14 protein-coding genes are annotated in these 19,199 nt (G+C 60.6%); 9 read left to right on the forward strand and 5 right to left on the reverse strand.

What is annotated here, in order from left to right:
* The 5 genes from ACXHXG_RS28190 (at nt 1) to ACXHXG_RS28210 (ending at nt 6,862) form a co-directional block, all read left to right on the forward strand.
* A complete protein-coding gene (locus tag ACXHXG_RS28190; protein WP_104823040.1) occupies nt 1-747 on the forward strand; it encodes a FadR/GntR family transcriptional regulator in 747 nt (248 codons plus the stop codon).
* A gap of 100 nt (nt 748-847) precedes the next feature.
* Nucleotides 848-2,209 (forward strand): bifunctional UDP-N-acetylglucosamine diphosphorylase/glucosamine-1-phosphate N-acetyltransferase GlmU, encoded by a 1,362-nt coding sequence (gene glmU / locus ACXHXG_RS28195; protein WP_457901450.1) that lies wholly within the window; start codon nt 848-850, stop codon nt 2,207-2,209.
* Nucleotides 2,210-2,428: 219 nt separating this feature from the next.
* On the forward strand, nt 2,429-4,255 hold the full coding sequence (gene glmS / locus ACXHXG_RS28200; RefSeq protein WP_457901451.1) for a glutamine--fructose-6-phosphate transaminase (isomerizing): 1,827 nt from the start codon (nt 2,429-2,431) through the stop codon (nt 4,253-4,255).
* 176 nt (nt 4,256-4,431) lie between these two features.
* The gene (locus tag ACXHXG_RS28205) at nt 4,432-5,136 is read left to right on the forward strand and encodes a DUF502 domain-containing protein (protein ID WP_104823043.1); all 705 of its coding nucleotides are present in this window, start codon (nt 4,432-4,434) and stop codon (nt 5,134-5,136) included.
* A 229-nt stretch (nt 5,137-5,365) separates the two neighbouring features.
* A complete protein-coding gene (locus ACXHXG_RS28210) occupies nt 5,366-6,862 on the forward strand; it encodes an esterase-like activity of phytase family protein (RefSeq protein ID WP_457901452.1) in 1,497 nt (498 codons plus the stop codon).
* Between the two features lie 42 nt (nt 6,863-6,904).
* Here ACXHXG_RS28210 and recG read toward each other — a convergent pair whose 3' ends face one another.
* A complete protein-coding gene (gene recG / locus ACXHXG_RS28215) occupies nt 6,905-9,010 on the reverse strand; it encodes an ATP-dependent DNA helicase RecG (RefSeq protein ID WP_457901453.1) in 2,106 nt (701 codons plus the stop codon).
* 172 nt (nt 9,011-9,182) lie between these two features.
* Between recG and ACXHXG_RS28220 the strand changes: the two genes are divergently transcribed.
* Nucleotides 9,183-9,497 (forward strand): FAD assembly factor SdhE, encoded by a 315-nt coding sequence (locus ACXHXG_RS28220; protein ID WP_104823045.1) that lies wholly within the window; start codon nt 9,183-9,185, stop codon nt 9,495-9,497.
* Nucleotides 9,494-12,994, forward strand: coding sequence for a transcription-repair coupling factor (gene mfd / locus ACXHXG_RS28225; protein ID WP_457901454.1), 3,501 nt, complete (start codon nt 9,494-9,496; stop codon nt 12,992-12,994). The genes ACXHXG_RS28220 and mfd overlap by 4 nt, the downstream gene beginning before the upstream one ends.
* Nucleotides 12,995-13,006: 12 nt before the next feature.
* On the opposite strand, the gene ACXHXG_RS28230 is transcribed toward mfd, so the two are convergent.
* The 4 genes from ACXHXG_RS28230 to ACXHXG_RS28245 all read right to left on the reverse strand — a co-directional run bounded on the left by ACXHXG_RS28230 (nt 13,007) and on the right by ACXHXG_RS28245 (nt 17,605).
* Complete coding sequence (locus tag ACXHXG_RS28230) at nt 13,007-13,804, reverse strand: class I SAM-dependent methyltransferase (protein ID WP_457901455.1); 798 nt, start codon at nt 13,802-13,804, stop codon at nt 13,007-13,009.
* 150 nt (nt 13,805-13,954) lie between these two features.
* Nucleotides 13,955-14,869, reverse strand: coding sequence for a 4-hydroxybenzoate octaprenyltransferase (gene ubiA, locus ACXHXG_RS28235; RefSeq protein WP_457901456.1), 915 nt, complete (start codon nt 14,867-14,869; stop codon nt 13,955-13,957).
* 140 nt (nt 14,870-15,009) lie between these two features.
* Entirely contained in the window at nt 15,010-15,681 is a 672-nt protein-coding gene (locus ACXHXG_RS28240) for a DsbA family oxidoreductase (protein ID WP_457901457.1), read from the reverse strand.
* A 112-nt stretch (nt 15,682-15,793) separates the two neighbouring features.
* On the reverse strand, nt 15,794-17,605 hold the full coding sequence (locus ACXHXG_RS28245; protein ID WP_457901458.1) for an extracellular solute-binding protein: 1,812 nt from the start codon (nt 17,603-17,605) through the stop codon (nt 15,794-15,796).
* Nucleotides 17,606-17,871: 266 nt separating this feature from the next.
* Here ACXHXG_RS28245 and ACXHXG_RS28250 point away from each other — a divergent pair, with 266 nt between their 5' ends.
* Together ACXHXG_RS28250 and ACXHXG_RS28255 are read left to right on the forward strand one after the other, a co-directional pair.
* Complete coding sequence (locus ACXHXG_RS28250) at nt 17,872-18,531, forward strand: invasion associated locus B family protein (RefSeq protein WP_104823051.1); 660 nt, start codon at nt 17,872-17,874, stop codon at nt 18,529-18,531.
* A gap of 92 nt (nt 18,532-18,623) precedes the next feature.
* Nucleotides 18,624-19,148 (forward strand): GNAT family N-acetyltransferase, encoded by a 525-nt coding sequence (locus ACXHXG_RS28255; RefSeq protein ID WP_457901459.1) that lies wholly within the window; start codon nt 18,624-18,626, stop codon nt 19,146-19,148.
* Nucleotides 19,149-19,199: the final 51 nt, after the last annotated feature.

The following is a 19,199-nucleotide window of genomic DNA, read 5'->3' on the forward strand; positions in this document are numbered from 1 at the left end:
TTGCGCGGCCGATTGCTTGAAACCAGGAAAACCGAAGGAAAATCCCGAACGAGCCATGCTCAGGTCGTGGATGATCTTGGAAAAGCGATTGTGTCCGGCGCCTTTCCCATCGGCAGCATTCTCCCTGGCGACAGCGATCTTCTGCAGCGGTTCAAGGTGTCGCGCACCGTGCTGCGCGAGAGCATGAAGACGCTCGCGGCAAAAGGATTGGTCGTGCCGCGCGCCCGCGTCGGAACCCGTGTCACCGAAAAGATCCATTGGAACATGTTCGACAGCGCGGTGCTGACCTGGCACTTTGAAAGCGGCGTCAACGAGGAGTTCCTTCTCCACCTCTACGACATTCGTTTGGCCTTCGAGCCGTTTGCCGCCAGCCTCGTGGCGAAGCGGGCCAGCCCCGAAGAAATCGAGTCGTTGCGAAAGCTGGCGATGGCCATGGCCGCGCCGGAACATACGCCTGATAGTCTCGCCGTCGCCGATCTTCACTTTCACCTGGCGATCACGGAAGCCTCCCACAATCCCTTCATGCGTTCGCTCGGCGGCCTGATCGAAGCGGCCCTCGTCGGCATGTTCCGGATGAGCGCACCTCCGACCAGCAACGGCTTCGGCAATATTGCCGATACGCATATGGCGATCGTCGACGCTATCGCCGCCGGCGACGAACTGGCGGCGCACAAGGCGATGGAATTCGTTATTTTCGACGGCCGCCGGCATGTCCAGCAAGCCTTCGCGGCGCTCGCGGACGCTTGACGTCTACGTCTAATTTCGCCGTAGTTCACCGCTCAACTAGTTGCTATGAGGAGATGAGGCCTGCTCTCGGGCCTCGTCGGACCGTATTTCGGAGCTTGAAATGGAACGCACCTGCCTCGCCATCATCCTCGCCGCCGGCGACAGCACCCGCATGAAATCGTCGATCTCCAAGGTGCTGCACCCAATCGCCGGCCGTCCGATGATTGCACATGTGATGGACGCGATTGCCAAGACCGATATTTCTGCTGCCGCGCTCGTGGTCGGCCGCAACGCGGAGGAGGTCACTGCGGCGGCCGCCGTCGGCGGCGTCAAAGTGGAAGCCTATCTGCAGAAAGAGCGTCTCGGCACCGGCCATGCAGTGCTTGCGGCGCGCGAGGCGATCGCCAAAGGGTATGACGATATCCTGGTGGCCTACGGCGACGTGCCGCTGCTCACCGATGCGCCGCTTCGCGCGGCACGTCAGGGGCTAGCCGATGGCAATGACATCGTCGTCATCGGCTTTCATACGGAAAACCCCAACGCCTATGGCCGGCTGCTCGTCAAGGACGGCGAGCTGATCGCCATCCGTGAGGCAAAGGACGCGACCGACGCCGAGCTTGCGGTTACCTGGTGCAATAGCGGCCTGATGGCGATCAGCGGCCGCAAGGCGCTCGATCTGCTCGACCGTATCGGCAACGACAATGCCAAGCGCGAATATTATCTGACCGATCTCGTCGAGATCGCCCGCTCTCTCGGCGGCCGCGCGGTCGCCGTCGATGCGCCCGAAGTGGAGATGACCGGCTGCAACAACCGCGCCGAACTCGCCGTTATCGAGCGGCTCTGGCAGGAGCGGCGCCGTCATGAGCTGATGCTTTCAGGCGTCACGATGATTGCGCCAGAAACGGTGTTTCTTGCCTATGACACGGTAATTGGCCAGGACGCGCTGATCGAGCCGAACGTCGTCTTCGGCCCCGGCGCCGTCATCGATGGCGGCGCGGTCATCCATGCCTTTTCGCATATCGAAGGCGCCCATGTCAGCGCCGGCGCCACGGTCGGCCCCTTCGCGCGGCTGCGTCCGGGTGCGGACCTTGCCGGCGGCTCGAAGGTTGGTAATTTCTGCGAGGTGAAGAACGGCAAGATCAGCGAGGGCGCGAAGGTCAATCACCTGACCTATATCGGCGATGCCACGGTCGGCGCCGGCAGCAATATCGGCGCGGGCACGATCACCTGCAACTATGATGGCGTCAACAAGCACGAGACGCATATCGGCGCCAACAGCTTCATCGGCTCGAACTCGTCGCTGGTTGCGCCCGTGCGTATCGGCGACAACGCCTATGTCGCCTCAGGCAGCGTCATCACCGAGGATGTGCCTGCCGATGCGCTTGCCTTCGGTCGCGCCCGCCAGGAGGTAAAACCTGGCCGTGCCAAGGTCATTCGCGAGAGAGCCTTGGCCATCAAGGCAGCGAAGAAGGGCAGCCACTAAGCCTAAAGTCCAGCGCATGAGCCCTTAAATCGGAATCGATTTAAGGAAAGGAATATGCGCTACTCTAAAGTCCTACTGCGTTCTCAACGCGTCCTTTGGATCCGCGTTGCAGTAGGGTCGCGTAACGGTCGGAAACCGAAAGTGACCATCGCGGCAATTGAGAAAACTATAAGAATCATTAGGACTTGCGCCAAGATTTTGGGCCAGACGGAGAATTGCATGTGCGGCATTGTCGGGATTGTCGGAACGAAGCCTGTGGCGGCACGGTTGGTAGATGCCTTGCGGCGTCTCGAATATCGCGGCTACGATTCGGCTGGCGTTGCCACCATCCATAACGGCGTCATGGACCGCCGCCGCGCCGAAGGAAAACTCTTCAATCTCGAAAAGCGGCTGGATGTCGAACCGCTGCCCGGCGTCACCGGCATTGCTCACACCCGTTGGGCGACCCATGGCGTTCCCAACGAGACCAACGCCCATCCGCATTTTGTCGAAGGCGTCGCCGTTGTTCACAATGGCATTATCGAGAATTTCTCCGAGCTGCGTGAGGAATTGAAGGCCGAGGGCAGGGTCTTTGCCACACAGACCGATACGGAAGTTGTTGCGCATCTTCTGGCGAAATATCTCCGCCAGGGCCTCGATCCGCGCACAGCCATGCTGAAGATGCTGAACCGCGTCACCGGTGCCTATGCACTGGTCGTCATGTTCCAGAACGATCCCAATACGCTCATGGCGGCCCGCTCCGGCCCGCCGCTCGCCATCGGTTTCGGCAATGGCGAGACATTCCTCGGTTCCGACGCGATTGCGCTTGCGCCTTTCACCAACGAGATCACCTATCTCGTTGACGGCGACTGCGCGATCATCACCCGCGATGGCGCCACGGTCGTCGATTTCAGCGGCCAGGAGGTCAGCCGCGTTCGGCAGATATCGCAGGCGACTGCCTATGTCGTTGACAAGGGCAATCATCGCCACTTCATGGAAAAGGAAATTTACGAGCAGCCGGAGGTGATCTCCCATGCGCTCAGCCAATATGTCGATTTCGCCAGTCATCGGGTGCGCCCGAATGCGTCGGCGATCGATTTCAGCGCCGTGTCCAGCTTGGCGATTTCAGCCTGCGGCACAGCGTATCTCGCCGGCCTGATCGGCAAATATTGGTTCGAGCGTTATGCCCGCCTGCCGGTCGAGATCGATGTGGCTTCCGAATTCCGCTATCGCGAAATGCCGCTATTGCCCTCGCAGGCTGCGCTGTTCATCTCGCAATCCGGCGAAACGGCGGATACGCTTGCATCGCTGCGCTACTGCAAGGATCATGGCCTGAAGATCGGTGCCGTGGTCAATGTGAAGGAATCGACCATCGCGCGCGAATCCGATGCGGTGTTCCCGATCATGGCCGGCCCCGAAATCGGGGTTGCCTCTACCAAGGCCTTCACCTGCCAGCTTGCCGTGCTCGCATCTTTGGCGATCGGTGCCGGCAAGGCGCGTGGTACGGTCAGCGCTGAGGACGAACAGGCGATGGTGGGTCATCTCGTTGAGATGCCGCGCATCATGGCCCGGGTGCTGAACATCATCCAGCCGCAGATGGAAAGCCTTGCCCGCGAGATCTCAAAGTTCAACGACGTGCTTTATCTCGGCCGCGGCACCAGCTTCCCGCTCGCCATGGAAGGCGCGCTGAAGCTCAAGGAAATCTCCTACATCCACGCCGAAGGCTATGCTGCCGGCGAGCTGAAGCACGGTCCGATCGCGTTGATCGACGAGAACATGCCTGTTATCGTCATTGCGCCCTATGACCGCTTCTTCGACAAGACCGTCTCCAACATGCAGGAGGTGGCGGCCCGCGGCGGCCGCATCATCTTCATCACCGACGAGGCAGGGGCTGCGGCTTCCACCTTGCCGACAATGGCGACGATCACCCTGCCGGTTGTCGATGAAATCATCGCACCGATCATCTTCTCGCTGCCGATCCAACTGCTCGCCTATCACACGGCAGTCTTTATGGGCACGGACGTCGATCAGCCGCGCAATCTCGCCAAGTCGGTGACGGTAGAATAGGCCGTATTCCCCGCTCTTTTCCTAAAATAACGTCGTCGTGAATGGGGCGCCGATTCCCATTGATGACATGACTGCCGGGTTGTGCGACGCGCCGATTTCTGGCACGTTTTACGGAGGAGATGGTGGGGGAATTTGCCGGTTAGCGGTGGCGACGGAACGGAGTTTTCGAACGGCGAATGACGGAAAAACCCATCAAAGTGTCTGTGGCAACGCGGATCAGAAATAATTTCCTGGCGGGCCTGATTATCTGCGCGCCGATCGCCATTACGCTCTGGCTCACTTGGTCTGTGGTCCACTGGGCCGATAGCTGGGTCAGGCCCTATATTCCGGCCCGCTATGATCCCGAAAGCTATCTGAACTTCGCGGTTCCTGGCACCGGCTTGGTGATCGCGATGATCTTCATCACGATCGTCGGTTTCCTCGCCAAAAACCTCATTGGCCAAAGCATCGTCCGTTTCGGCGAATCGATCGTTCATCGTGTGCCGCTGGTGCGAACCATCTATAAGAGCGTGAAGCAGATTTTCGAAACCGTGCTGAAAGAGCAGGGCACGTCTTTCAAGAAGGTTGGCCTAATCGAATATCCGAGCCCCGGCCTCTGGTCGATGGTGTTCATCTCGACCGATGCCAAGGGTGAAATCGCCTCCAAGTTTAACGCTATGGGGCATGACATGGTGGCCGTTTTCCTGCCGCCGACGCCGGTGCCGACAGCCGGTTTTCTGGTTTTCGTTCCGCGTGAAAAGATCACCATTCTCGACATGAGCCCGGAAGACGGCGCCAAACTGCTGATCTCCGGCGGATTGGTCTCACCGGAATATCGGGAAAAGCTGATCGGCAAGGAACTGCCTCCGCCGGCGCCTGTTCCCGCAAAGACTTTGTCTTAGAGCCAGCCATTTCCTGATCTCCCCCTCTATCGCCCACGCGTTTGGGGCGAGTTGTCATGTCCTTATCATGTTGCCGTCTTAGACCGTCTGCCGGAAAGGCAATCGGGCGCATCTCATTGTCGAATGTCTGGGCTCAGTGCCGGACGTATCGTTCGACGCGGCTTCAGGCCGGGTCTGGAGGTGAATGCCGTTCCAGCCAAAAGGGCTTTTTCATCAGGAGGATATTGCCGTGAAAAATGTGCATTCAATGACTTTGCCGCTGCTCTCCGTAGCGCTCGCCACTTTCGTTTTTGCTGCGCCGGCCGCAGCCCTCGCCGATAATTCCGTTACCGTCGGCAATGTCACGCTGGTCAACAAGGGCCGCGTCGCCGTCGGGCGCATCCCGGCCAATCAGCGCGACAAGTTCGGCGAGACCTTCGGCTCCGGTTCGGGCATGTCCATCGACACCAAGAGCTGGGTGCGCAATGCCGATGGTTCCTACAAGGGTTCGCTGTGGCTGCTGCCGGATCGTGGCTATAATGCTGTCGGCACTACCGACTTTCGTCCGCGCCTCAACACCGTCGAGATCCAGTTGACGCCGGTTGCTCCGGGCGCAACACCGCCGGCCGGCAAGGAACAGTCTGGCGTCGTCGCCAAGCTTGCCGACACCATACTGCTGACCGACAACAAGGGCGCCGATACGACCGGTCTCGACCCTGCTAACGGCACTCGCCATCCGGAAGGCAGCATGCCGCTGCTGCCTCAAGCGCCGAACGGCAAGATCTCGCTCGACAACGAGGCCATCGCCCGTCTGTCCGACGGCACGATGTTCATCAGCGATGAATATGGCCCCTATATCTACCGCTTCTCCGCTACGGGCCTAATGATGTCTGCCACCCAGCCGCCGGCTGCACTGCTGCCGATGCGCAATGGCGCGGTGAACTTCGCTTCCAACAATCCGGGTCCGGGCGAAACGGCTCCCGATCCGAAGGATCCGACGAGCGGCCGCCAGAACAACCAGGGCCTCGAGGGCATGTCGATGACCCCGGACGGTAAGTTCCTGATTGCCGTGCTGCAGTCGGCAACCCGCCAGGATGGCGGCGATTCCAGCTCGACCCGACAGAACACCCGCGCGCTGATCTACGATGCCGCTGATCTGGCGCATCTGAAGCTCGTGCATGAATATGTCGTGCCGCTGCCGGTCTTTAAGGACGACAAGGGCAAGACGCTCGTCGCTGCCCAGAGCGAAATCGTGGCCCTGTCGCCGACAAACTTCCTGATGCTCGCTCGCGATAGCGGCAATGGTTACGGTGTGAAGGGCGATAAGTCGCTTTACCGCAGCATCAACATCGTCGATGTCTCGGCGGCCACGGATATTGCCGGCAGCAAATTCGATGCCGACACGGCGCTCGCTCCCAAGGGCGTTCTCGATCCGTCGGTAAAGCCGGCTGCGGTCAGCCAGTTCATCGATATCAACGATAGCGCCGATCTGGCTCGTTTCGGTCTCCACAATGGCGCGCCGAACGATCGCAACAACCTCTCCGAAAAGTGGGAGGCCATGTCGCTCGTCAGCGTCCAGGATCCGAAGCTGCCGGATGACTATTTCCTGTTTGTCGCCAATGACAACGACTTCCTCACCCAGGACGGTTTCCAGGTTGGCGCGGCCTATAAGGGCGATGGCGGAGGCGATGTCGACACCATGTTCCAGGTGTTCCAGGTGACGATCCCCGGCCTGTCGGCCAAGTAACGGCCTGCGATTTGGATGGACGCGATTGCCGCGTCCATCCGTCTATCCCGCTCTAAGGAACCGGATCGCCTCGTCGCGGCGGAAAAGATAGAGCAGGGTGCGCACCGCCATGCCGCGCTCGCCCGTCAGCTCCGGATCGCGCTCAATGAGATAGGCGGCGTCCTTGCGAGCGATTTCCAAGAGATCGGCATGGGCTTCGAGGCTGGCGATGCGGAAGCCCGGCGTGCCCGACTGGCGCGTGCCAAGCAACTCACCCTCGCCACGCAGCTTCAGGTCTTCCTCGGCAATGCGGAAACCGTCCTCGGTGTCGCGCATGATCGAGAGCCGCGCATGGCCGGTTTCGCCGAGCGGGCCTTTATAGAGCAGGATGCAGGTAGACGCCTCGTCGCCACGCCCGACGCGCCCGCGCAACTGGTGCAACTGCGCCAGGCCGAAACGCTCGGCATGCTCGATCACCATGATGGTCGCATCCGGCACATCGACGCCGACTTCGACGACAGTCGTGGCGACCAGCAGGCGGATCTCGCCATTCTTGAAGGCCATCATCACTGCATCTTTTTCCGGTCCGCTCATCCGGCCGTGAATGAGCCCGATCCCGGGTCCGAGCGCCTTAGTCAAACTTGCATGCCGCTCCTCGACTGACATTAAATCGGATTCTTCGGTTTCCTCCACAAGTGGGCATATCCAATAGGCTTTTTTGCCTTCTGACAAAGCGCTCTTTAGCCGTGAAACGATATCGCCGGTTCGTTCCGTCGGAATGGTGATCGTCTGGATCGGCTTGCGTCCGGCGGGCTTCTCCGTGAGCTTGGAGACATCCATGTCGCCGAAGGCAGCGAGCACAAGCGTCCGCGGAATCGGCGTTGCCGTCATCACCAGCATATGCGGCGAGATGCCCTTGGCCGTAAGCCGTAAGCGCTGGTGTACGCCGAAGCGGTGCTGTTCGTCGACGACGGCCAGCATGAGATTGGCGTAGGTCACGCTGTCCTGAAACAGCGCATGCGTGCCGATAACGATCTGCGCTTCGCCGGAGGCGATACGTTCCAGGATGGCGTCGCGCTCGCGGCCCTTGGTGCGCCCGGTCAGCACTTCGACGGAGAGATTGGCACCGGCCGCGAATTTCGAGATCGTCGCATGATGTTGCCGCGCCAAAATTTCGGTCGGCGCCATCAACACGGCCTGGCCACCGCTTTCGATGACGGCGGCAATCGCCATCAGCGCCACCAGCGTCTTGCCCGCACCGACATCACCCTGCAGAAGCCGCAGCATGCGCTCCGTTCCGGCCATGTCCTTGAGAATATCGGCGACGGCCTCCCTCTGACTGTTTGTCATCGAAAAGGGAAGGGATTCCAATATGTTCCGGCTGATTGCTCCTGTAGGACGCACGGGTTGCCCTGCAACCTTGCGCAGACGCTGACGCACCAGCGACAGCGACAATTGCCCGGCCAGGAATTCGTCATAGGCAAGCCTGCGGCGGGCAGGCGCCTGCGGGTCGATATCGGCGGCATCCCGCGGCGCGTGCAGCATGTGAAAGCTGTCTGAGATGGAGGGGAAGCCCTGCTTCTGCGTGAGCGCCGCATCGTCCCATTCCGGCAGTTGCGGCATGCGCGTCATCGCCGCTTCGATGGTCTTGCGCAGGAATTTCGGCGAGAGCCCGGCCGTCAGGGGATAGACCGGCTCGACAAGCGGCAGGTTCTCCGCCTCGCTTTCGCGCATGATATAGTCCGGATGCACCATCGACGGGCGGCCGTTGAACCAGTCGACCTTGCCGCTGACGGTCACCACCTCATCGATCGGCAGTTGCTTTTCCAGCCATTGCGCCTTGCCCCGGAAGAACACCAGACCGAGTTCGCCGGTTTCGTCATGCAGGAAGACGCGATAGGGCACATTGCTGCGTGGATTCGGCGGCGGCTGATGGCGGTCGACGCGGCCGGTGATGGTGACGATCGTGCCCTGGGGCGCGCGAGCAATGCCCGGCTGCTCGCGCCGGTCGATGATGGAATGCGGTGCATGGAAGAGCAGATCGATGACGCGGCAGTCGTCTATGCTCTCCCGATCGAGCAGCTTCACCAGCAGTTCGGCAAGCTTCGGCCCGACGCCGGGCAGCGAAGAGACAGAAGCAAAGAGTGGATCGAGCACGGCGGGACGCATGGCCGGCAAAATGCGACGAGGAGAGTGGCTTGGCAAGGCCTGACGGTCATGCTGGCCTTTTCGAGGCGCACACTCCCCGGAAAATTGCACGCCGCATGCTTTTTTCCGAAAAACCGGTTCCCACCTTTCAAGGCTGGTTTTATAGAGACGCATCAACATAAAGGTGTTTTTGATGACTGGGCTGACTCTCAGCAGTGCCGATCTCGATCCCCGCCGCCGGCGCATTCTGTTTCGCTGTTGGCATCGCGGTATCCGCGAGATGGATCTTGTGTTCGGTCAGTTCGCCGACAACGAATTGCCCGGGCTTGCCGAGGCCGATCTCGATGAACTTGAGCGCATCATGGCCGAGGAAGATAACGATCTTGTCAAATGGATACTCGGAACGCAGCCGGTACCGGAGCATCTACGGACGCCGCTGTTCATGCGCCTTGCCGCCTATAAGCCCGATTTCGAGCAGATCGCCGAAAAGCTTGGGATAACCAGATGATCCCTGGTTTCGACGCGAAGAAACTGATCGCGGCAAGCGAGCCGCTGACGATCGGCCACGTTCCCGCCGGCCTGGAGCCTTTCCTGCTGGCTGAACTGGCGAGAACCGGCCAACCGGTTGCCTATGTCATGTCCGACGGCCAGCACATGGCCGATGTCGAACAGATGCTCGGCTTCATCGCGCCCGAAATTCCGGTATTGACGCTGCCCGCCTGGGACTGCCTTCCCTATGACCGCGTCTCGCCGAGTTCCGATACGTCGGCCCGCCGTCTGGCGGCGCTCTCCGGCCTGATCGCCCACCATCACAAGCCGCATGCGGCGATCGTCCTGGTGACGGTCAATGCTATGCTGCAGAAGGTCGCGCCGCAGGATGTGATCGAAAGCCTGGCCTTCTCGGCCCGGCCGGGCAATCAGGTGCGCATGGACGACATCGCTAGCCGTCTGGAGCGCAATGGCTTCGATCGCGTTGCGACCGTGCGCGAAGTCGGCGAATATGCCGTGCGTGGTGGTATCCTCGATGTCTTCGTGCCGGGCACGGAAGAGCCGGTGCGCCTCGATTTCTTTGGCGACACGCTGGAAAGCATCCGTAGCTTCGATCCCGCCAGCCAGCGCACCACCGGCCAGATCCGCTCCCTCGATCTCAATCCGATGAGCGAGGTAACGCTGACGCCGGATACGATCAGCCGCTTCCGCAAGAACTACCTTTCCGCCTTCGGCGCCGCGACACGCGACGACGCGCTCTATGTCGCCGTCTCGGAAGGCCGCCGCTATGCCGGCATGGAACACTGGCTACCGCTGTTCTACGAGAAGCTGGAGACGGTTTTCGATTATCTCCGTGGCTTCCGGCTCGTCACCGACCATACAGTGCGCGAAGCCGCCGAGGAGCGCTCCAAACTCGTTTTCGACTATTACGATGCCCGTCTGAATTCCGGACAGGCGGCCAAGGGGCAGATGTCGCAGGGTACGCCCTACAAGCCCGTAACGCCCGGCCAGCTCTATCTTGACGGCGGCACCTTCGCCAAGGCGCTCGATGCCTTCGATGCCATGCGCATCTCGCCTTTCAATGAACACGAAGGCGAGGCCCGCCGCGTCGTCAGCGTCGACGCCCGGCAGGGGTCTCGCTGGGCGCGGTCCGCGACCGAGAGTGCCGACAGCGAGCGCGTCAACGTCTTCGATGCCGTCGTCAAGCATATTGCCGACAAGCGGGCTGCGGGCGGCAAGGTGCTGATTTCAGCCTGGACCGAAGGTTCGCTCGATCGCCTGTTGCAGGTGTTGGCCGAACACGGGCTGGCTCGCGTCAAGACAATCGAGGCTTTCAAGGACCTCAACACCCTGGCGAAAGGCGAGGCGGCTGCGGCCGTGCTGAGCCTGGAAGCAGGCTTCGAGGCTGGCGATCTCATCGTCATCGGCGAGCAGGACATTCTCGGCGACCGCATGGTGCGCCGCTCCAAGCGCCGCAAGCGCGCCGCCGATTTCATCTCCGAAGTGGCCGGTCTCGACGAGGGCTCGATCGTCGTTCACGCCGAGCACGGCATCGGCCGTTTCGTCGGTCTGCGCACCATCGAGGCCGCCGGCGCGCCGCATGCCTGTCTTGAGCTACAGTATGCGGACGAGGCCAAGCTGTTCCTGCCGGTCGAAAACATCGATCTCCTGTCGCGCTACGGCGGCGAGGGCACCGAGGCGCAGCTCGACAAGCTTGGCGGCGGCGCCTGGCAGATGCGCAAGGCCAAGCTCAAGAAGCGCCTGCTGGATATGGCGGGCGCCCTGATCCGCGTCGCGGCAGAACGGCTGACGCGGCATGCGCCGGTGCTGACCTCGCCGGAAGGGCTCTATGACGAGTTCGCCGCGCGCTTCCCCTACGACGAGACCGAAGACCAGATGAACGCCATCGATGCGGTGCGCGACGATCTCGGCGCCGGCCGCCCGATGGATCGCCTCGTCTGCGGCGACGTTGGTTTCGGCAAGACGGAAGTGGCCCTGCGCGCCGCCTTCGTGGCCGCCATGAACGGCGTGCAGGTCGCCGTCGTCGTGCCGACGACGCTGCTTGCCCGTCAGCATTTCAAGACCTTCTCCGAGCGTTTCCGCGGTTTGCCGATCCGTGTGCAGCAGGCTTCGCGCCTCGTTGGCGCCAAGGATCTGGCACTGACCAAGAAGGAAGTGGCCGACGGCAAGACCGATATTGTCGTCGGCACGCATGCGCTGCTCGGCGCCGGCATCCAATTCGCCAATCTAGGCCTGCTGGTCATCGACGAAGAACAGCACTTCGGCGTCAAGCATAAGGAGCGCCTGAAGGAGCTGAAGAGCGACGTGCATGTGCTGACGCTGTCGGCAACGCCGATTCCGCGCACGCTGCAGCTTGCCATGACGGGCGTGCGCGAACTGTCGCTGATCACTACGCCGCCGGTCGACCGTATGGCGGTGCGCACCTTCATCTCGCCCTTCGATTCGCTAGTCATCCGCGAAACGCTGATGCGCGAGCACTATCGCGGCGGCCAGAGCTTCTATGTCTGCCCGCGTCTGGCCGATCTCGCCGACATCCACGCCTTCCTGCAGTCCGATGTGCCGGAGCTGAAAGTGGCCGTCGCCCATGGCCAGATGCCTGCCGGTGAGCTCGAAGACATTATGAACGCGTTCTATGAAGGGCGCTATGACGTGCTGCTCTCGACGACCATCGTCGAATCCGGTCTCGACGTGCCAACGGCCAATACGCTGATCGTCCACCGCGCCGACATGTTCGGCCTAGCGCAGCTCTATCAGTTGCGTGGCCGCGTCGGCCGGTCGAAAGTGCGCGCCTTCGCCCTGTTCACCCTGCCGGTCAACAAGGTGCTGACGACGACGGCGGAGCGCCGCCTGAAGGTGCTGCAGTCGCTCGATACGCTCGGCGCCGGCTTCCAGCTTGCAAGCCACGACCTCGATATCCGCGGCGCCGGCAATCTGCTGGGCGAGGAACAGTCCGGTCATATCAAGGAAGTGGGCTTCGAGCTTTATCAGCAGATGCTCGAAGAGGCTGTCGCCGAGGTCAAGGGCATCGACGAGATCCAGGATACCGGTTGGTCGCCACAGATTTCCGTCGGCGCGCCCGTCATGATCCCCGACGATTACGTGCCGGACCTGCACCTGCGCATGGCGCTCTATCGCCGTCTCGGCGAGATCACCGAGATCAAGGAGATCGACAGTTTCGGTGCCGAAATGATCGACCGCTTCGGCCCGATGCCCATCGAAGTGCAGCATCTTCTGAAGATCGTCTATATCAAGTCACTCTGCCGCGTCGCCAATGTCGAAAAACTCGACGCCGGCCCGAAGGGTGTGGTCGTGCAATTCCGCAACAAGGAATTCCCGAACCCCGCCAACCTCGTCGGCTATATCGCCAAGCAGGGCACGATGGCGAAAATCCGCCCCGACCAGAGCGTATTCCTGACGCGAGATCTTCCGACGCCGGAAAAGCGGCTGCAGGGCGCGGCTGTGGTTATGACGCAGTTGGCGGAATTGGCGAAGTAGACGGGAGGCTCATCAGTCGCCTTTGCGGCTGATGAAGAGCCCCGTTTCCTTCTCGGTTTCAAGCACGCCGTTACCAGCCTCGAACGCCTCGGCAATTGCCTTGCGAAATTCGGCAAGCTGCGCCTCGTCGGCCTCATCGCCGGGAGGATAGGAGGTGAGGGCGCGGTACACGTCTTCCGGCTCCGTCACGCGAAGGCGAGCCGGATGCTCGGTCATCCTGACATTTCCGAATTGGCTCTGCATGAGCCGTTCAGCGGCATCGTAGCCGAAGGCCGCGCCGGCGGGGTCATAGGGCGGGCTGCCGAATACGGTGGTCAGCTCGTACATCTTGCGCATGTTGCCGGCTCCGTTGGTCGTCACTGCGAGGAAGCCGCCCGGCTTCAGCACGCGATGCATTTCCGCGATGGCTTTGAAAGGGTCCGGCAGGTGATAGAACATATGCATCGCGATGACGGCATCAAAGGAGCCATCCGCAAAGGGCAGGGCCGCAGCATCGGCCCGCTCACCAGTGACGCCGGCAAAGGGCAATGCCCTGCATCGCTCCATGGCTTCTTGAATCATGCCGGGAGAAAGATCGGCAAGCGTCAGGTCCAGATTTGCCGGTAGTGACGCGACCGTTGCCACCCAGAACCAAGCGGGGCCGCAGCCTATATCGAGAATGCGATCTCCGGATTTCAACGGAAGCTGCTGGGCGACCCACGGAAACCAGCCGATTTCTGCAACGGTATATTCGCTGTTCAGCCGGCCGCGCGCAGCCAGCTTTCTGCTATCCGCATATTGCTTGTCATTGACAGAGGTTATCGACGACATATCCGGTTGTCTCCCGATCTGGTGCCGAAAATCCCGCGTTTTTCCTTCTAGCGCAGCCTCGAAACATGTAAGTCTCAGCGGTCCGCCAATTGCGATCCGCAGCCTACAATAGACGCCTGTTGAACGCCAACTCTCTTTATGGTTGGCTTATTATAGCGTTCCGGCGAAGGCCGCTGCAGCCAGCAATACGCCTGTAAGAATGTTCGCCAGAAACAGTCGGTAATTCACCTCGGGGCGCGAAAGATCGAGGCGCCAGGTCTGCCAGCAGAGATGTGCGGCGATGACAAGCATCCCGATGACGTAGGGTAATGACATGCCGACCATCCATCCACCAACCGACCATGCTGCAACGGTCATGGCGTAGAACAAGCCGATACACGCCTTGCCGTGCTTACCAAACAGGATTGCGGTCGATTTCAAACCTAGTCGCCTATCGTCGCGAACATCGACATAGGCATAAACGGTATCGTATCCGATCTGCCAGGCGATAGCTCCGAGCCACATCAGAAGCGCACCGGCCGGGATCTTGCCGATGACCTCCGACCACGCCATCAGCATTCCCCAATTGAATGCCGCGCCAAGAACGGCCTGAGGCCAATATGTGAAGCGCTTGCAGAGTGGATAGACAAAGACAAGCGGCAAAACGCAGATTGCGACGAGGCGTGTATAGGGTGTCAGGAAGAACAGAAGCGAAGCCGCCAATGCGAGTTCCGCTACAAGAAACATGAGCGCCTGTGGCACGCCGATCTGCCCGCTCGCCAAAGGTCGAAAGCGGGTCCGTTCCACATGGCCGTCGAACTTCCGATCCGCAATGTCGTTGACCGTGGAGCCTGCGCTCCTCATCAGCAATGCGCCGAGCGAGAAGATGAACAGATGCCGAAGGTCCGGAAAGCCTTGCGAGGCTTGGATAAGCGCGGCCCAGCACGGGAAAAGAGTGAGCCATATGCCGACCGGGCGATCCAGCCGTGCGAGCCGCGTATAGGGTCTCAATGCCGAAGGCAAACGGCGATCCACCCAGTCGCCTAGCTTTATATCGCTTAAATCGGGGCGGGCATAAGCGCTCATCATCCAAATCCGGCGGCTAAATTGAGGACGCAAAATAGAGGCTTTTGCGCATGCTGCAACAGCCGGAAGCGGCCTGCGCCAATTTGGCCTGGACATCGCCGACGACATCCACCGCCCAACGCCAAAGCCCCAATCTTCCCTCAGTTCATCCCAGCCCGCGCCTCGGCCTTCATCTTGGCGATATCGCGCAGCGCCCCAACCAGCACATCCGGCGTCTGCGCGCCGCTCACGGCATATTGCTGATCGAAGATGAAGAAGGGGACGCCGGTGACGCCGATCTTCTGGGCGGCGTCGATTTCGCCGATGATAAGATCGCGGTCGGCGTTGGAGGAGAGCAGTGTTGCGATGACGGAGCGGTCGAGGCCAGCCTTTTCGGCAATATCCAGCAGTACCGTGTGATCGCCGACATTGCGGCCTTCCTCGAAATTGGCCTTGAACAGGGCGTTGACCACCTTCTCCTGCTTCTCGCGGTCCTCCGTCCCCGCCCATTGGATGAGGCGATGTGCGTCGAGCGTGTTTGGGCCGATCTTGATGGCTTCGAAATCGAAGTTGATGCCCACCTCCCGGCCGAGATCGGTCAACATCTTGTGCCCCTGCGCGACACGCTCCGCGCCGCCAAGCTTCTGCTCAAGCGCCTTCTTCTGGTCGACGCCTTCGGGCGGATAGTCGGGATTGAGGCGATACGGTCGCCAGTTGATATCGACGCCCACTTCGTCCTGCACTTCGGCGATTGCCAGCTCCAGCCGGGCCTTGCCGAGATAGCACCACGGACAAACGACGTCCGAGACGATATCGATCGTGATGCGTTCCATGGCTCAATCCTTCCGCTCTATGGGGCTTCAAGGTCCCATCTAGGCCGGTTGGCTGGCAGCTTCAACCGGCTACCGAAAAGGAACCGGGTAAACATCTGCCGGCAAAGGCGTTTTATTGCACCGACGCATCCCACCAGACGGGCAACTGATAGCCATAGAGCGGCAGGACATCGGGATGGGCGATGCGGCTGCGCCGCGCCACCCATTGCTGGTCGATATGGTAGAGCGGCACGAGGTAATAGCCCGAGATCAGGATGCGGTCGAACGAGCGCACGGCATCGCGGAAATCCTCGGCCGAGTGGGCTGTCAGGAAGTGCGACATCAGCGTATCGACATCCGGGTCGGCGACCCCTGCGAAATTGAAGCTGCCTTCGGTCTTGGCGGCGGTCGAGCTCCAGCGCCCGAGCTGTTCGGTGCCCGGCGATAGCGACGAGGGATAGGACTTGATGATCATGTCATAGTCGTAGCTGATCGTACGACGCTGATACTGCGAATCATCGACCGTGCGGATCGTGACCGCGATGCCAAGCAGCGCCAGCGACCGACGGTAGGCGATCGCGATGCGCTCCTGGTCGGCGTTCTGCGTCATGATCTCGAAGCTGAGCTGGCGCCCGGCGCTGTCGACCATCTTTTCGCCCCGGATCGTGTAGCCGCCTTCCTTGAGCAGATTTACGGCCTTGCGCAGGATAGCCCGGTCGCGGCCGGAACCGTCGCTGACGGGCAGCTTGTAGGTGCCATCAAGCACATCGCGATCGATGCGATCCTTGATCGGGCCGAGCATGGCGAGTTCATGCGCATCCGCGGGCACACCGAACGACGAGAGGTCGGAGTTTTGCCAGTAGCTTTCGCTGCGCGTATAGGCGCTCGAGGAAAGGTTCCGATTCACCCATTCGAAGTCGAAGGCGAGCGTCAGTCCCTGCCGAACCTTCTTGTTGGCAAAAATCGGCCGCCGCGTATTGAAGACGAAGCCGAACATGCCGCTTGGCAGCTTCGGCCTGAAGACGTCCTTGATGACAGCGCCTGAAGTCACGGCCGGGAAATCATAGGCCGCCTGCCAATGGCCCGGACTGCCGTCAGGATAGATGTCGATATCGCCTTTCTTGAAGGCTTCGAACAGCGTGGTCTCCTGCAGGAAATAATTGACGGCGATCTCGTCGTAATTGTCGACGCCAACCTTCGACGGAATATCCTTGCCCCAATAATCGGGATTGCGCTCAAAGACGATGCGTTGACCGGGATCAATGCTCTTGACCCTGTAAGGGCCGGAGCCGATCGGGATGCTGAGCGTCGTCCGGTCGAAACTGTCAGGGTCTGTCGCGTGCTTCGGCAGGATCGGCAGCGAGAAGGCGATGATCAGCGGCGTTTCGCGATTTGCCTTGCCGTTGAAGCGGATCAGGACGCTGTGGTCGCCGACTTTCTCGATCTTGGCAACCGTATCGAGCGTAGACGAAAACGGCACGCGACCCTTGTCGTGCAGCAGTTGGAAAGTGAAAATCACGTCCTCGGGCGTCACCGGCTGCCCGTCCGACCATTTGGCGTTCGGATTGAGGTTGAACTGAATATAGCTGCGGCTGTCGTCCCATTCGACCGTTTGGGCCAGCAGACCGTAGAGCGTGAAGGGTTCGTCGCGCGAGCGCTGCATCAGCGTTTCGTAGATGAGATTGCCGAAATCCGGATCCCACATGCCCCGCGCAGTCGTGCGCATGCTCTTAAGAATGAAAGGATTGAGATTGTCGAAGGTGCCGACGACGCCATAGTTGATATGGCCGCCCTTTTTTACATTCGGATTGACGTAGGGAAAATGCGTATAATCCGCCGGCAAGGCAGGATCTCCATGCATCGCGATGCCATAGAGCGGCTCGGCGGCCGCCGCACTGCAGAATGCTGAGAAGAACAGGAAAATAGCGATCCGGAGCGCTTGCATGGCATCCTTTCCGGTAAGGGGCATGATTCTGCGGAACCTTATCATGAGAGTGCCGAATCCAACACGCGCCCACCGGAATTCTTGGATCTTGACAGAAAAGACCAAAGAAAAGCTGGATATCCGCGCCCGTGCGATGTAACAGGAGTGCCGGGTTTCCCGGGTCATGCATTTGCCTTAATCTTTCGACAGGTGGACGGCGGTTTGACCCGATTGGCATGGGGCGGCAGGCTGTCGTCCCGCATCGGATTTCAGGAGGCGGTTTCGCTATGACGTTCAAGACTGACAACAAAATGCGGGCAGGACTCTCTGCTCTGGCTCTCATGATCGGTGCAGCGCTTCCGGCTGCTGCTTTCGCTCAGGATGCCTCGGATGCAGCTCCCGCTGACGGTGGCGCCAACGCCAACCAGCCGCGCCTCGGCTGGTACAAGACCTGCACCAAGCAGGACGACGCCGATATCTGTATCGTTCAGAACCTGATCATGGCCAACAACGGCCAGTTGGTGACCGCAGTCGGCCTCATCTCGGTCGACGGCAAGGTCAACCGCAAGATCCTGCAGATCTCCGTTCCGACCGCACGTCTGATCGCTCCGGGCATCACCATGCAGGTCGACGGCGGCAAGGGCCAGAAGATCGACTATGCCGTCTGCCTTCCGGACAAGTGCACGGCCGAAGTCCCGCTGACCGACGCCATGATCGCGGCCCTGAAGAAGGGCACCGACGTGACCTTCACCTCGATCAACTTCCGTCGCGCTCCGAACCCGATCAAGATCTCGCTCGACGGCTTCGGCGCTGCCTATGACGGCGCAGCGATCTCCGACTCGAAGCTGGCCGAAAGCCAGAAGAGCCTGCAGGACAGCATGCAGAAGAAGGCCGAAGAAGCCCGCAAGAAGCTGGAAGACGCTCAGAAGGCCGCAAAGCAGCAGTAAGCCGCAGCGCAGGGGATTGGCGAGTCGCTGATCCCGCCTGTGTCGCCTCGCTGCAATCCGGGAAGCGATTCCCGATCAAGATCAAAAACCGCTTGCAACTGATCGTTGCGAGCGGTTTTTTATTTGCCAAGCCAAGGAACATTCCAGCTTGGCGCACTGTGCCGCTACATGAAACATTTGAGGGATTCGCGATGCCGAGGCCGCAAGTGGTCGTAACTGACATTGTGACTGTCGAAATGACGGAAGTAATCGGCAGAGGCTTGAGCGCCTTCAACGATGATGCAGCCGGCTATGCCGATCGGCAGGCAATTGCGGTTGTGGCAAAGGAACCCTCGAGCGGAGCGGTTTTGGGTGGTGCGACCGGCAGGTCGTCCCTCGGTCTTCTTTTTCTTGAGCTGTTCTACCTGCCGCCTGACCATCGAGGCGTGGGACTCGGAACGGAGATTCTTCGGGCATTCGAGGAGGAGGGAAGGCGACGAGGCTGCACAGCGGCCGTGCTGTACACGATTAGCTTCCAGGCGCCGGCGTTCTATGAGCGCAATGGCTGGCAGCGCTTTGGCGAAATTGCCTGTCAGCCGCCCGGAACAAGCAGAATCTTCCTGTCGAAGCAGCTTTGAGCATGGCCGGTGGCGGCAGCGGGCATCCGCTCAAAACGAAAGGGAAGACGT

The sequence above is a fragment of the Rhizobium sp. LEGMi-198b genome, assembly GCF_054114205.1.

Coding starts and splice junctions, on each gene's coding strand:
- ACXHXG_RS28220 (WP_104823045.1), top strand. CDS start 9,183: ATGACTGGGCTGACTCTCAGCAGTGCCGATCTCGATCCCCGCCGCCGG.
- glmU (WP_457901450.1), top strand. CDS start 848: ATGGAACGCACCTGCCTCGCCATCATCCTCGCCGCCGGCGACAGCACC.
- recG (WP_457901453.1), bottom strand. CDS start 9,010: ATGCGTCCCGCCGTGCTCGATCCACTCTTTGCTTCTGTCTCTTCGCTG.
- ubiA (WP_457901456.1), bottom strand. CDS start 14,869: ATGAGCGCTTATGCCCGCCCCGATTTAAGCGATATAAAGCTAGGCGAC.
- ACXHXG_RS28245 (WP_457901458.1), bottom strand. CDS start 17,605: ATGCAAGCGCTCCGGATCGCTATTTTCCTGTTCTTCTCAGCATTCTGC.
- ACXHXG_RS28230 (WP_457901455.1), bottom strand. CDS start 13,804: ATGTCGTCGATAACCTCTGTCAATGACAAGCAATATGCGGATAGCAGA.
- glmS (WP_457901451.1), top strand. CDS start 2,429: ATGTGCGGCATTGTCGGGATTGTCGGAACGAAGCCTGTGGCGGCACGG.
- ACXHXG_RS28250 (WP_104823051.1), top strand. CDS start 17,872: ATGACGTTCAAGACTGACAACAAAATGCGGGCAGGACTCTCTGCTCTG.
- ACXHXG_RS28205 (WP_104823043.1), top strand. CDS start 4,432: ATGACGGAAAAACCCATCAAAGTGTCTGTGGCAACGCGGATCAGAAAT.
- ACXHXG_RS28240 (WP_457901457.1), bottom strand. CDS start 15,681: ATGGAACGCATCACGATCGATATCGTCTCGGACGTCGTTTGTCCGTGG.
- mfd (WP_457901454.1), top strand. CDS start 9,494: ATGATCCCTGGTTTCGACGCGAAGAAACTGATCGCGGCAAGCGAGCCG.